The sequence below is a fragment of the Alteromonas sp. 07-89-2 genome, from assembly GCF_013113925.1.
Classification (GTDB): Bacteria; Pseudomonadota; Gammaproteobacteria; order Enterobacterales; family Alteromonadaceae; genus Alteromonas; species Alteromonas macleodii.
Genome location: NZ_VTYM01000048.1, coordinates 1 through 13,086, shown reverse-complemented (window position 1 = coordinate 13,086; position 13,086 = coordinate 1). Strand labels below are relative to the sequence as shown.

The 13,086-nt window shown below is 42.2% G+C and carries 9 protein-coding genes; 5 read left to right on the top strand and 4 right to left on the bottom strand.

Annotation, left to right across the window (positions count from 1 at the left end):
• Window positions 1-325: 325 nt before the first annotated feature.
• Together F0261_RS19230 and F0261_RS19225 are read left to right on the top strand one after the other, a co-directional pair.
• On the top strand, window positions 326-646 hold the full coding sequence (locus tag F0261_RS19230; protein ID WP_171338688.1) for a hypothetical protein: 321 nt from the start codon (window positions 326-328) through the stop codon (window positions 644-646).
• Between the two features lie 180 nt (window positions 647-826).
• Complete coding sequence (locus F0261_RS19225; RefSeq protein ID WP_171338687.1) at window positions 827-1,954, top strand: DcaP family trimeric outer membrane transporter; 1,128 nt, start codon at window positions 827-829, stop codon at window positions 1,952-1,954.
• A gap of 62 nt (window positions 1,955-2,016) precedes the next feature.
• Here F0261_RS19225 and F0261_RS19220 read toward each other — a convergent pair whose 3' ends face one another.
• A complete protein-coding gene (locus tag F0261_RS19220) occupies window positions 2,017-2,922 on the bottom strand; it encodes a LysR family transcriptional regulator (RefSeq protein WP_014979761.1) in 906 nt (301 codons plus the stop codon).
• A gap of 160 nt (window positions 2,923-3,082) precedes the next feature.
• Between F0261_RS19220 and F0261_RS19215 the strand changes: the two genes are divergently transcribed.
• Both F0261_RS19215 and dld read left to right on the top strand, forming a co-directional pair.
• Window positions 3,083-4,792 carry an L-lactate permease gene (locus F0261_RS19215; protein WP_171338686.1) on the top strand — a complete coding sequence of 570 codons (1,710 nt, stop codon included), beginning with the start codon at window positions 3,083-3,085 and terminating at the stop codon, window positions 4,790-4,792.
• 38 nt (window positions 4,793-4,830) lie between these two features.
• Complete coding sequence (gene dld / locus F0261_RS19210) at window positions 4,831-6,534, top strand: D-lactate dehydrogenase (protein ID WP_171338685.1); 1,704 nt, start codon at window positions 4,831-4,833, stop codon at window positions 6,532-6,534.
• A gap of 18 nt (window positions 6,535-6,552) precedes the next feature.
• Here dld and prsT read toward each other — a convergent pair whose 3' ends face one another.
• From prsT to xdp1 (F0261_RS19195), 3 genes are all read right to left on the bottom strand, one after another.
• Window positions 6,553-9,366: an XrtA/PEP-CTERM system TPR-repeat protein PrsT gene (gene prsT, locus F0261_RS19205; RefSeq protein ID WP_171338684.1), complete on the bottom strand. Its 2,814-nt coding sequence runs from the start codon at window positions 9,364-9,366 to the stop codon at window positions 6,553-6,555.
• Window positions 9,367-9,471: 105 nt separating this feature from the next.
• A complete protein-coding gene (gene xdp1 / locus F0261_RS19200; protein WP_171338683.1) occupies window positions 9,472-10,338 on the bottom strand; it encodes an exosortase-dependent surface protein XDP1 in 867 nt (288 codons plus the stop codon).
• A gap of 182 nt (window positions 10,339-10,520) precedes the next feature.
• Window positions 10,521-11,456 (bottom strand): exosortase-dependent surface protein XDP1, encoded by a 936-nt coding sequence (gene xdp1, locus F0261_RS19195; RefSeq protein ID WP_171338682.1) that lies wholly within the window; start codon window positions 11,454-11,456, stop codon window positions 10,521-10,523.
• Window positions 11,457-11,832: 376 nt separating this feature from the next.
• Between xdp1 (F0261_RS19195) and pssA the strand changes: the two genes are divergently transcribed.
• On the top strand, window positions 11,833-12,636 hold the full coding sequence (pssA, locus tag F0261_RS19190; RefSeq protein WP_171338681.1) for a CDP-diacylglycerol--serine O-phosphatidyltransferase: 804 nt from the start codon (window positions 11,833-11,835) through the stop codon (window positions 12,634-12,636).
• Window positions 12,637-13,086: the final 450 nt, after the last annotated feature.

Sequence of the window (13,086 nt, the reverse complement as noted above, 5' to 3'; positions counted from 1 at the left end):
ACTAAAACAAAAACGCCTTATTAAAAAATATCGCGATCGCAGCCTTCGGCTGCTAGAAAAAATAACCCCCTCCGAAAAAAGAGGGGTTTATCATCAATCTGAGGCACTGGAGACAGTGCCTTTTTTATTGCCAGTAGATTCCGCGAAAGACCATTAATCGGCAGCTTCATAACAAAAAACGATTTACCAAAAAGCCACTGGTCGAATAGCGACAGATTACGCTTTCTTGTTTAATGAATTTTCCTAATACAGCTAATTAATTTTCTTGATTTAATAATGATAACGATTATCATTAACTTATTGTTGAGAGGGTTAAGAGGTTGCGATGCAGTTATATAATTCAAACGAAGCGGTAGTTTCTGTGCGCTCAATGCCCCGAGATATAGCTAAGCTTTGTGCGCATTTCATATTATGCATGATTGTGAGCGCAGTCGGTGCCATAGGTACTGGTTTTGCCGTATTTGCATTGAGTGTAAATCAAGCGACATTCTCGCCTGCAGATACTATTATGTCTGCACTTACCGTGTTTTCTTTGTCTTTGTGTTTAAGTTGGTTTTCGCAAAGTTGGGGTAAGGCACTTCAGTCAATATCATTACTTTCACTTATCGTGTTAGCAACAAGTAGCCTTTTATTATTTTTCTATTGAGCGATTTATGCTCAATATTCTTCATCTCTTTACACAATTAACATTCAAAAAGTAAACCTCTGATTATGCGAATTTAGGAAAAAGTTAATATTCTAAACTCGGTTTATCCTCTGAGCACGAACGAATACATTATCCGCCCGTTAACGACATGTTAAATAGTTTCAGCTATTAGGACGAATAATGAAAACAAACAATAAATACACCCTACGCTTATCTGCTTGTGCATTAGCGCTAATTCTTAACCCTTCTTACGGCATAGAGTTGTTCAACGGGAAGGTCGGTAACGAACACGTTAAGGTTAGTGTTGGAGGTTATGCCAAAGTAGATGTCAGGCATGTTGAAGGGGATATTGCTTATCAGGATTATTGGATTGGTAATTTTCCTGGCGGGGAAGCAATAGAGACATCACACACAGGTTTCAATGTAGGAGAGTCACGCTTAAATATGGGCGTTTCTATAGGGGAGGTGAGTACTTTTATAGAAGTCGATATGTATGGCGGAGGCGGTAACGAAGCGGTAAGTAACTCTACTAACTTGAGGTTACGTCACTTCTTCATCACCTATAAGAACTGGAGTGCGGGGCAAAACTGGAGCACCTTTATGCCGCTTCACGTTATTCCTGAGTCGTTAGATTTTGGTGGTCCTCATGTAGGAGAAGTGTTTGCAAGGCAAGTTCAGGTTAGATACACCTCTGGAAACTGGCAATTTGCCATCGAAAGCCCAGAGACCATTGGGGATGGTGATACCGACGCACCTGCCAATGCCGTAGGGCTTACAGGTGTAGCCGCTGACCCTGATGAGTCTACGCCCGACTTTGTTGTACGATACAATTTAGATAGTCAATATGGGCAATATGCTTTCGGCTCTGTAATACGACTTGTCGATCAAGGAGGGGTTGAAGAAGTTACAGCAGCAGTAAATATCGCAGGCAAAATACCACTTTTTGCAAAAGATGATCTACGTTTTCAATTAACCGCGGGTAAGCCCGGTCGGTATGCTGCGGCCGGCATGACTGCTGATGTTGTTGAGGATCCTGCAACTCAAACATTGGAAACGGAAAGTACGCTGGCTTATACCGTAGCGTATCGCCATTTTTGGACCGAAACTCTCCGCAGCACTGTATTTTATGGAGCAGCTAAAACAGATATTTTGGGGCGCAAACGTTCGCACTGGGCGGTGAATGTAATTGATACGGTAGCGCCGCGTCTTGATGTCGGCCTAGAGTTTGGTGCTTATTCTATCAATGATGACAATATAGACAGCATTGACTCCAATTACATCCAAGCGTCAGCTAAGTTCGCGTTTTAAGATCGCTTCAATTATGTTTAGCGCCATGTTTTTGATGTAAACAGAGATTACTTCAATGTTTATCAATAAAAATAGGCGCTTCTATTGCTAAACGCCTCTTGAAGGTAGTTGACCAGTAGCTTTAGCTTTTTGTCAGGCTGACGCGAACGAGGATAAACGGCATAAATACCCATAGTCTTAGTTACGTACTCGACAAGTAAAGGCGAAAGCGCCCCATCTTCGATATCTTCATGCACTAATGCCTTGGGAAGAAATGCTACACCCACACCTGCAATAGCGGCTTGCCTTAACGCATCCAAGTTATTTGACTGTATTCGCCCACCAATTTGAACGTTGTGAAGCTCTCCTTCAATATGAAACGGCCAGAAGTCTGGGCCAGTGCTATCGTACTTGTAAATTAAACAATTATGTTCAGTTAAGTCATCAGGATGATTTGGGCGGCTTTTGTTTTTAAGATATGTGGGGCTTGCGCATACTATCCATTTTGAATCTATAAGGCGTTTAGCAATAAGAGAGGAGTCCTCAAGGTGGGCTGTACGAATGGCGAGATCGTAGCCTTCTTCAATGATATTGGTAACGCGATTGGTAATTGCAAGCTCTACATCCACCTCTTCGTGTAAATTGCAAAACTCGGCAATTGCGCGATTTAAGACCAGTTTTGCTGATACATTGGGCATAGTAATTCGGATTTTTCCACGCACTTCATCACTGTAACCACTGACGGCATCTTCTGCGTCTTGAATGGCTAAATTGGCGATTCTCGCCTTATTGTACAGTGTTCTTCCTGCATCAGTTAAATTGAGCTTTCGTGTAGAGCGGTAAAGCAATTGAACGTTCAAATCTGACTCTAATCGTGCGATACGCTTACTTACTACAGAATTAGTTAGGTTGAGTTTTTGAGCGACCTTTGAAAAAGAGCCTTCATCAACTACGTTCACAAAAAGGATAATATCGTCTGCTTTTGCCACTATTAGTCCAAAAATGGAAATAAACTTTGTCTTTAATGCATATATATCAACACGTGAGAAATTAGTACAGTCGCATACCTAAATTTTAACCCTGCATTAACATCGAGTTTCTAACGTTAGAAACTCGAATAATTAACTAATTATAATAAGAGGAAAACTCATGAATGAGATAACCCTTGGATTATTAGCATTGCTACCTATAACGCTTTCAGCAGTGCTGCTATTGGGTTTACAGTGGTCTGCGAAAAGAGCAATGCCAGTTGTATTAGCAAGTACAGCACTTATGGCACTTTTAGCATGGGATATGTCGGCAGTACGGGTGGGCGCTTCAATTCTACAAGGCTTAGTGATTACAGTATCTGTTTTGTGGATTGTATTTGGTGCAATTTTTCTGCTCAACACATTGAAATATACTGGAGCAATTGATGTTATCCGCCAGGGTTTCACCAACATTTCACCTGATAGAAGAGTCCAGGCAATAATCATTGCTTGGTGCTTCGGAACTTTTATTGAAGGTGCTTCTGGTTTTGGCACGCCGGCCGCTATAGCGGCTCCTTTGCTTGTTGCCATCGGTTTTCCAGCATTGGCTGCCGTACTTATTGGTATGATGATCCAAAGCACCCCCGTCTCTTTTGGCGCAGTGGGAACGCCTATAGTTATTGGTGTAAACAAAGGCTTAGACGGCCAAGCGATCAGTCAGACTTTGCAGGCTCAAGGCTGGCAATGGGAGCAGTTTATTCAACTAATCACCTCTGAAGTGGCAATTATCCACGGAATTATTGGCTCATTTATGCCAGTTTTAATGGCTGTAATGCTCACTCGCTTTTTTGGCTCCAACAAGTCTTGGCGCGAAGGGTTACAAATTCTACCTTTCGCCTTATTCGCAGGCGTCAGCTTTACCATTCCTTACGTATTTACCGGCATTGTATTAGGCCCTGAATTTCCTTCGTTGATTGGAGGATTGGTGAGCTTGGCAGTGGTTGTTACTGCAGCTAAAAATGGTTTCTTGATGCCTAAAACAACATGGGATTTCCCGCCGAAAGCGTCATGGGACAAAGGTTGGCTGGGTAATTTGGAAATAAAAGCAGACGACATAACGTCACAAAAGGCCATGCATTGGGTTACGGCTTGGGTCCCTTATTTAGTTGTTGCACTTTTGCTCGTAATATCCAGAGTGTTTCCAACAATAAAAGAATTTACTACGTCGCTGACACTCTCATTTGACAACATACTGGGTGAAACGGGTGTAAGTGCATCAATCAGTCCGCTATATCTTCCTGGTGGTTTGTTGTTAATAGGTGCATTGGTTGCAGTAATCATTCAAAGTAAAAAGGTATCTAAGGGAGAAGTGTTGTTTAAGGCTTTCAATGATTCCAGCAAAACGTTGCTAAGTGCTGGTTTTGTATTGATGTTCACAATTCCTATGGTTAGGCTTTTTATAAATTCAGGTGTGAATGGCGCCGACATCGTCAGTATGCCGATAGCTGGCGCGCAATTGTTCGCCAATATGTTTGGCGAAGCTTTCCCATTAATTAGCCCTACTATTGGTGCATTAGGCGCATTTATCGCAGGCTCGAACACAGTATCGAATATGATGTTCAGCCAGTTTCAGTTCGAAGCAGCATTAAGCCTTCAATTGTCACCTGCACTAATTATCGCAGCGCAAGCCGTTGGGGCGGCTGCCGGAAATATGATTGCAATACACAATGTTGTAGCTGCGTCGGCAACGGTAGGATTAATGGGGCAAGAGGGAGCTACTTTAAGAAAGACTATTATCCCAACTATATATTACGTTGCATTTGCAGGTATTTTAGTATGGTTGGGGGTTTATGTGTTTGACGTCGGCGGTCCATTAGTCGGCACAAACTAATTTTTTAATACGCATTGCACTGTTCTAAGGAGTTATACATGCAAACAACCCCAATTATTGACGCTTTTAAACGCGTACTCGGGGAAAGCAATCTTGCCGTAGGAACGCGCCAAACTGAGCACTATCGCAAGGGGTGGCGGTCAGGCGAGGGCGAAGCATTGGCTGTACTTTTTCCACATACGCTAATGCAATATTGGGAAGTGCTAAAGGTTTGCGTTGAATATAACTGCATCATTATTATGCAGGCCGCGAAAACCGGCTTGACCGAAGGCTCAACGCCAAGTGGAAGCGACTACGATAGACCAGTGGTGGTTATAAATACGTTAGCAATGGACGATATTGTTCTGGTTAACGACGGAACGCAAGTATTGAGCTTTCCGGGAGCAACACTGTTCAAACTTGAAAAGGCGCTAAAGCCACTTGGGCGTGCGCCTCACTCTGTGATTGGGTCGTCGTGTCTAGGTGCGTCTATTGTCGGTGGTGTTGCAAACAACTCAGGTGGGGCACTTGTCAAAAGGGGACCTGCCTATACTGAGTTATCGCTGTTCGCTCAGGTGGATAAAAACGGAGAGCTAAAGCTTGTTAATCACCTAGGGATAGATTTAGGCGACACGCCAGAAGAAATTATCGGAAACCTTTCTTCTGGCAACTTTCCAAAATCTCTACCTGAAACCAGTATGAAAGCGTCGGCAAGTGATTATGAACACATCGTTAGAGACGTAAATGCTGATACGCCGAGCCGCTTCAATGCCGATCCAAAACGGCTTTACGAAGCCAGTGGATGCGCAGGTAAAATTGCTGTTTTCGCGGTGCGTTTAGACACATTCGAAGTGCCTAATGAAGAGCAAACGTTTTATATCGGTACAAATGATGCCTCTGTACTTACTCGTATTCGCAGAGACATACTGACTCAATGTAAAAACGTTCCTGAGGTGGGTGAATATCTTCATAGAGAAATGTTCGATATTGCAGATGTTTATGGAAAAGATACGATCATAAGTATTCAGCGTTTGGGAACTGACTCGCTACCTAAAATGTTTGCACTCAAAGGGCGGGTGGATGCCGTGCTCAACAAGTTACCTCTGCTTCCTCCTTACCTAAGCGACAGATTGATGCAGTTCGGTAGTAAGTTCTTTTCTGACCAAATTCCCTCGAGTATAAGAACCTACCGCGACAAGTACGAGCATCATCTAATCCTTAAAATGAGCGATGGTGGCATCGAAGAGGCTAAAACGCTTTTGGCCAAGCTGTTTAAAGAAGAGAAGCTAGATGGTGACTTCATTACTTGTAATGAAGAAGAAGCGTCTAAGGCGTTTTTATTGCGTTTTGCTGCAGCTGGCGCCGCGGTTCGCTATCAAACGTTACACCATAAGCAAGTAGGAGACATCTTAGCATTGGACATCGCATTGCGCCGCAATGATGATTTGTGGGTAGAGAACCTGCCTGAGCACATCGCCAAACACGTTGAAAAGTCACTTTATTATGGACATTTTTTCTGCCATGTCTTTCATCAAGATTACATACTTAAAAAAGGCAGCGACGCCAAAAAAGTAAAAGCAGATATGTTGGCACTATTAGACAGTCGTGGCGCTAAGTATCCGGCTGAACACAATGTAGGTCATTTGTATGAAGCCGAAAGTAACTTGCAGAAATTTTACAAAGACTTAGATCCAACCAATACGTTTAACCCTGGTATTGGCAAAATGGAAAAGCACAAACGCAATTGTTCGTGCTGCCTATAGCTGCATGCGAAGAGAGCCTTATAGGCTCTCTAATAGCGTTCTTGCTTGAGGGCGCTTAAAGAAAGGGCGTTCCACTTTTACTGCATATTCTAACTCTTTTTTCGCCTCTTCAATTCTATTGAGCTTGGCTAGCGTGTAGCCCAGATGATAGCGAATATTTGGGTCGTTGGCGTCTCTGGCGAACGCATCCCTCAGCATTTTAAGGCTGCCTTCATAGTCTCCTTGTAGCGCTTTGATATGACCGTAGGTATCCAATATTTTTGCTGAGTTTGGTTGAAGCTCGTAGGCCTGACGTGCATAATTTTTTGCAGTGACTAGCGACTTCTCGATATGCATGATCGCTAGGCGATTGTAGGCTTCAGCAGGGTTGAGTAAGTTTGGTTGCTCAACAAGCTGCTTGTAAAGCGCTATCGACTCATCGAACTCTTGAATGAAGAATAAATATTGCGCCAACAGGTTTTTTGCCAGCAGATTGTTTTCATTCTCGCTCACCAGTTTTCTTGCCGTATTCAAGAATACATCGACAAACTGATCGTTCAGTGCGTAGTTGTAAATGGCAACAAAAGCCTGTGCAAAAGTAGCGTCTACATCTAACGCTTTTTCAAACTCTTTGATAGCACGTTCACTGTTTCCCTTATTTGCTGCCAGTCGGCCTTTCAAGAAATAATAAACCGGATTTTGTTGTTGGTTTGCGGGAATGGTTGTTAGCAGTGATTGTGCTTTGTCGTTGTTTTGCATGTCGAGCAGTAGGCTCACATAACGCAACGTGACAAACGTACTTGTATTCGCTATTTCATACGCTCGGGCCATGGCGTCTAAGGCGTTTTCATCATTATCAACACTTCGAGCTTGATCAGCATATGCGATAAGCTTGCCGGCATCGTCATTGATAAAATTCCTCACAATACTTAGCGTTTTTTCTCCATCGGCACGTTGACCTGCTTCTAACTGAAGCGCTGCTTTTCGAAGGAGATAATCGGCGTTGTCGAAATCGTCTTTGATTAAGAGGTCTAAGTGATAGAGCGCATTTTTTGTGTCGCCTTGTTGTTGATACAAAGATGAAACGCGCTCTCTCGCTCCAGTATTTGAAGGCGTGAGCGTCAATATATCGAGATAAATTTGCTTAGCTTCTTCTAGATTTCCTGCTTTGCTCAAATTGAACGCTTTCAGCATCAGCGTTTCATTATGTTGGGGAGACAGAGCAAGTAACTCTTCTACTAGCAGGTTAGATTTATCGACATTTCCTAAACGGCTTTCCGTGGCTGCTAAATTGAATTTCGCAGGGAAAAGCGTCGGGTTTTGCGCTAGCGCTTTTTCTATGTTGACCTTGGCTTCTTCTAATCGGCCCTGTCTAATCAATATACCGGCTTTAAGATTGAAAACTTCTGCTTCGTTTGGAAACAAAGCGCTTAATAAGTCAGCGCCTTTTAATGCATTTTTAAACTGCTGAGCTTGTAAATTCATCAATGAATAAGTGAAAAGAAAGCCGGCATTATCCTTGTAGGTAGATAAGTTATTTTCAAGAATAGATAGCGCTTCATCTTGTTTACCTCTGGCAGCCATTAATTTAATCTTAAATAGCTGGAGCTTGTTTTCATTCGGGTATTTATATTCAAGATTTTGCAAAAGTCGCTCGGCTTTAAAGGCTTTGTTTTGGCGAATAAATAAATCACCTAAAAGCAGTGCTGAGTCTGGGTCTTCCATTAACGCATCCTGATGACGTTCAAGCAGGGCAAGGGCCTGTTTATCTTGTTGAGTCGCCATGTAAACTTGGCTCAACATCAATACCGCCTGTAAGTCATCAGGCTCTTGTTGCAGATAAGCGTTAAAATCTTTCGCGGCTGTTTCCATGTTGTTATTAAAGAAGTTAGTTAAACCACTTATGTAAAGCAACATGGGCTGTGAGGTAATAAGCTCAGGATCCAGTTGAGCCATGAAGTCGTTAAGTTCTTTTAGTTTTTCGTTATCGATAGCTTGCTGGTTGTCTCTGCTTTGTAACCAGCTATTAAGTAAAATGGCGAGAGGATCATTGGGTGTATCTTGGATTATCTCATCTACGAACAGTTTTGCCGTGTCGTAGTCTTTCGCTTCTAAATACAAATCAACAAGATTCCGTAATGCAATGGGATCGTCTCGATTAAAAGTCAGCGCCTTTTGCAAGTGTGCCGTAGCTGCATCTTTATCACCCTGTCGGTATGCGAGTTGCCCCTTCAATCGCCATGTTATTGCATTTTCTGGTTCTAACGACATGGCTTTATTGATAAGCGAGGTCGCTTTGGATAAATCTTCATTTTGAAGAGCTATGGAGGCTAAGCCATTTATTGCAGGTACAAAATTAGGCGTGCGTGAAACAATTGTATTGTAATCACGTAGGGCACACGACTCGTCTTGCAGTCTAATACACGCAGTTGCACGAATCATAAGCCACTCGCGCTCTGCATCACCTGATAGTTTGTTTAAATCAGAGAAGTCTACAATTTCTTGGTACCTGTTCAAAAACAACCAAGTGTTGCCGAGAGGCTCTGCCAGAAGGTTGATATCTGCACCCATTTCCAACGCTTCTACAAACTCCATTTCTGCTGCAGTTAAGTAGCCATTAATAAGCAGTATTTCGCCCATAAGGATTTTTGCAGCAAGGTTTTCAGGGTCTTTTTGTAAGCTGTTTTTAAGGTGGATATAGGCTTCGTCGTATTCGTTTTGATTAAACGCGGTCAGTGCTTTTTCGTAGTCTTCTGACGTAGAAGCAAAACTGTTAAAAGCGATTAATGATGAGGCAACTGCAGAGACAATAGCGCGTTGTACAACACGCTTTTTATTATTAAAAAAATCCATATATACCTTCGAAACTTAGCCTAGCCGCTGGCTTTAAAATAGCATAAAAAAAGGTGGCCTAAGCCACCTTCTAAAGATACGTGTTTTCTATGCGTTTTTAAACAATTAAACGCGGCGCTTACGTCTATAAAGAACAAGACCTAAACCCAACCCCATCAGTGCTAGGGCGCCAGGCTCACTAACTTCTGCGGTTGGTTGAGTCATTGACACACCAATGGAAGACAGTTTTAATTGTACGCTGCTAAAGTTACTCTCAGCGTTATCGTCGAAAATGGTATTGTATGCACCTATTAACCAGTATTTTGCACTACCAGTTAGCTTCGTAAATGTTGATTCGTACAAACCGTTTGAGCCTTTTGAACCTACGCCAAAGTGACCTAGTGTATTCTCAACAATAGCGCTTGTAACAGTGTTCCAAGTTGAGTTGGCTCCGCTCTCAAATGCCGCAATACTATTAAGACCCGCAACAGTAACTTCTTTACTATCATTGTCGCCGACTACCCAAGTGAAGGCTGCATTTTCAAGAGTCACTGACTCGCTAAATGACAGTAAGAACATATCAAAATCTCTGCCACCGCCGTCACCGCTATTATCAACTGCGTGACTATCACCTCCCCAAGAATAATCACTATTTTTAATTCCGTAGCCAACGTGTCTATTTGCTAAAGTACAACCATTATTACCAAGCGTACAGTTCCACCAACCTTGAATATTGCCCTGGGCAAGTCTGTCGTCGGCGTGTCCTGCAGAGTTTGACCAAGCAGTGATTCCTACATCAACTGTAACGCCGTTAATCTCGATTGAGGTATTGCTGTTTTGCGCATTGGTCGTTTGTGAGTAATTTGCGCTGCCATTAGAATTGGCGAGTGTGTATTGTGCATCATACTTTGCACTGTTGAGGCTTGAATCTGTAGCGAAAACTGATGAACTAACAGCAAGTAATAGTAATGTCAGCGATGTAGAAAACTTCATATTTTGAACTACCCAAAAAGCAAAATTAGATGATTATTTTTGATGTTATGCTTCTTTCGTGCCAGTTTGTTTAAGCTTTTGATTTTTAAGTTAATATTTTAATTTGAAAAGGGGCGGTATGAGAGAGGGTAAAAAAAACTGACAGATTTTCCAACCTGTCAGTGATCTAAAGTCTAATTTCTTCAAATGGATTTTTTGCGACGCCACATCACAAGAAGTGAACAAGCCATGAGTAAGCCAATGGTGCCAGGTTCAGAAACTTCTGTTGGCGTTGGCGTACCGGCAGACTCTGTTACAGAGAAGCCAACATTAGCAAGCTTAAAGGCATCATTACCTACATGGCCGCCAATATTTCCGAATACGGTGTTATAAGCGCCAACCAACCAATATTGAGCGGACTCAGTGAAAGTAAAGTCAGCACGGTGATCTAAATATTCACAGTTTTCAATATCAAATGAGGCTGAAGTTAAGGCGTTAGCGACAATATCGCTCCACGTGTTAACACCTGAGGTTAGTTTCGAAGTATTACTTAGTGCTGCAACAGATACTTGGCTGTCGCTGCCACTGTAAAGCCATGAAAAACTTGCGCCCGTTAGTGTCACCGCAGAGTCGAACGATAACAACACGAAGTCATAGTCACGTTCTACGTTAGTCATACCGCTATAATATGCGTTCGCGCTACCTTGAGAGTAATAGTTGATATTGTCAATGGCGTGGTCGGCACCGTCGCGATAGTATGCTTCATCATTGTTTGTTATGCCGTAAGCCCATTTATCTGAGATTTTTTCTAACTTAGCGCCAACGACTGTTTCGCCGGTAACTCCTTGTGTGTCAGAAAAGGCGGACATATTAATATTTAATCCGTCTATTTGAACAAAGGAATTATTCGCCTGATTGGTTTGTGTCACTTCGTCATCGACTAGATCGTAGGTATATTCTCCCAACGGAGAGTTACATACATTGCTTTGTTCGTTGCTTTGGCTCGATGACCCACAGTGAGAATAACTTTGCTTTTTATAGTAGGTAGCGAATGCTGAATTAGCACTCAGGGTAGATAGCAAAGCTGTGGAAAGTAATAGTACAGTTTGCAAAGAAAACGTTTTTTGTAGCGTTCGCATAATTGCTTTCCTATATATGAAGCGCAAAGCACTTCAAGTACACGCCGAGTGATGTGTGCGCATATTATGCGAACACAAACTTGGTAGTACCTAATTTCAACATGGACTTGTATGATATATGAACGGTGAGCTATTTAAGGTATGTAACCGTATACCTAGTTATTAGTTGTTTGTTTAATCGTGAGCATAAGCGGTACTGAATAAATAGAAGCCAAGCGCCGGCATTGTGGTAGGAGTACGTGTAATCAATGCAAAGTTAATAACGTTTTGCAACGGCGTTATGTAAAGGAACGAGGCAGTCTTTTTACTTTGCTATGCGTTCCTGCATATCTATGAAATAATTAGTGCAATTGTATATGTAGAAGTATGAGGACATATGTCTGATCAAAAACGTAAAGGGATATACTTACTTCCCAACTTATTAACAACAGCAGGGTTGTTTTCGGGTTTCTTTGCTGTGGTTTCGTCAATGAACGGCAGGTTCGAAGCCGCGGCAGTGGCTATCTTTGTTGCTATGATTTTTGATGGCTTAGATGGGCGTGTGGCAAGAATGACGAACACGCAAAGCGACTTTGGTGCTGAGTATGACTCAATGGCAGATATGGTTTCATTTGGAATGGCACCTGCACTTGTTGCTTATAATTGGGGGTTAACTGAGCTGGGCAAGTTAGGTTGGTTAGCGGCCTTTATATATGTAGCGGGTGCAGCTCTTCGTTTAGCTCGCTTCAATACGCAAGTTGGTATTGCCGATAAGCGTTTCTTCCAAGGTCTCGCAAGTCCGGCTGCTGCGGCTGTTGTCTCTGGTCTTGTATGGGTTGGAGTTGAGTATGATGCTGTTGGTACCGACTATGGTTTAATAGTTGCTGCAGTAACTGGCTTGGCAGGTTTGCTGATGGTGAGTAACTTTAAATACAATTCTTTCAAAGAAGTTAATTGGCAAGGTAAGGTTCCATTTGTAGGCCTTCTTTTAGTTCTCCTGATATTCGTTGTTGTAGCAACAGAGCCCGCTTTAGTATTGTTCCTTGTTTTTGCACTATATGCGTTAGCTGGACCTATCAATACGTTTCGTACCGTTGAGAAAGTAACGTTAGACGATGTAGTGGGCGATCATGAAGAAGATGCAGACTTCAATGTCGATAAAAAGAAAAGCAATGAAAGTGTAGACAATAAGCAGGAATGATTACGTAGCAATAATCAGATGTCGTCGCTCAATAATAAAGAGGATATGCCTTTTTGAGCTGATAGAATAAGGATATACAAGCGTAAACGCATGATTAACGTACTAATAGATTAAAAAGCGACCGAACGGTCGCTTTTTTTATATTTATTTAAAAAAGGGTGTTGACGATGCTACAGGAATGCGTAGAATGCGCGCCTCCTCAACAGGGAAGAGCAAAACGCTAACAACTGATGAGGATGTCAAAAACCAAGTTTAAAAATAAATAAACAAAAGTTGTTGACAAAAAAAAGATGCGCTGTAAGATACGCATCCGCTTCGAGAGAGGCAGCTAGCAAAAGCTAGTAACGTTCTTTAAAAATTTAGACAAGACAATCTGTGTGGGCACTCGTTAAGAGTGTCACAACGACGATTCATATTTCGATATATTTAATTGAAGAGTTTGATCATGGC

Bases quoted from the DNA above. Each gene is read 5' to 3' on its own strand.
- xdp1 (WP_171338682.1), bottom strand. From the start codon at position 11,456: ATGCGAACGCTACAAAAAACGTTTTCTTTGCAAACTGTACTATTACTT.
- xdp1 (WP_171338683.1), bottom strand. From the start codon at position 10,338: ATGAAGTTTTCTACATCGCTGACATTACTATTACTTGCTGTTAGTTCA.
- prsT (WP_171338684.1), bottom strand. From the start codon at position 9,366: ATGGATTTTTTTAATAATAAAAAGCGTGTTGTACAACGCGCTATTGTC.
- F0261_RS19230 (WP_171338688.1), top strand. From the start codon at position 326: ATGCAGTTATATAATTCAAACGAAGCGGTAGTTTCTGTGCGCTCAATG.
- pssA (WP_171338681.1), top strand. From the start codon at position 11,833: ATGTCTGATCAAAAACGTAAAGGGATATACTTACTTCCCAACTTATTA.
- dld (WP_171338685.1), top strand. From the start codon at position 4,831: ATGCAAACAACCCCAATTATTGACGCTTTTAAACGCGTACTCGGGGAA.
- F0261_RS19225 (WP_171338687.1), top strand. From the start codon at position 827: ATGAAAACAAACAATAAATACACCCTACGCTTATCTGCTTGTGCATTA.
- F0261_RS19215 (WP_171338686.1), top strand. From the start codon at position 3,083: ATGAATGAGATAACCCTTGGATTATTAGCATTGCTACCTATAACGCTT.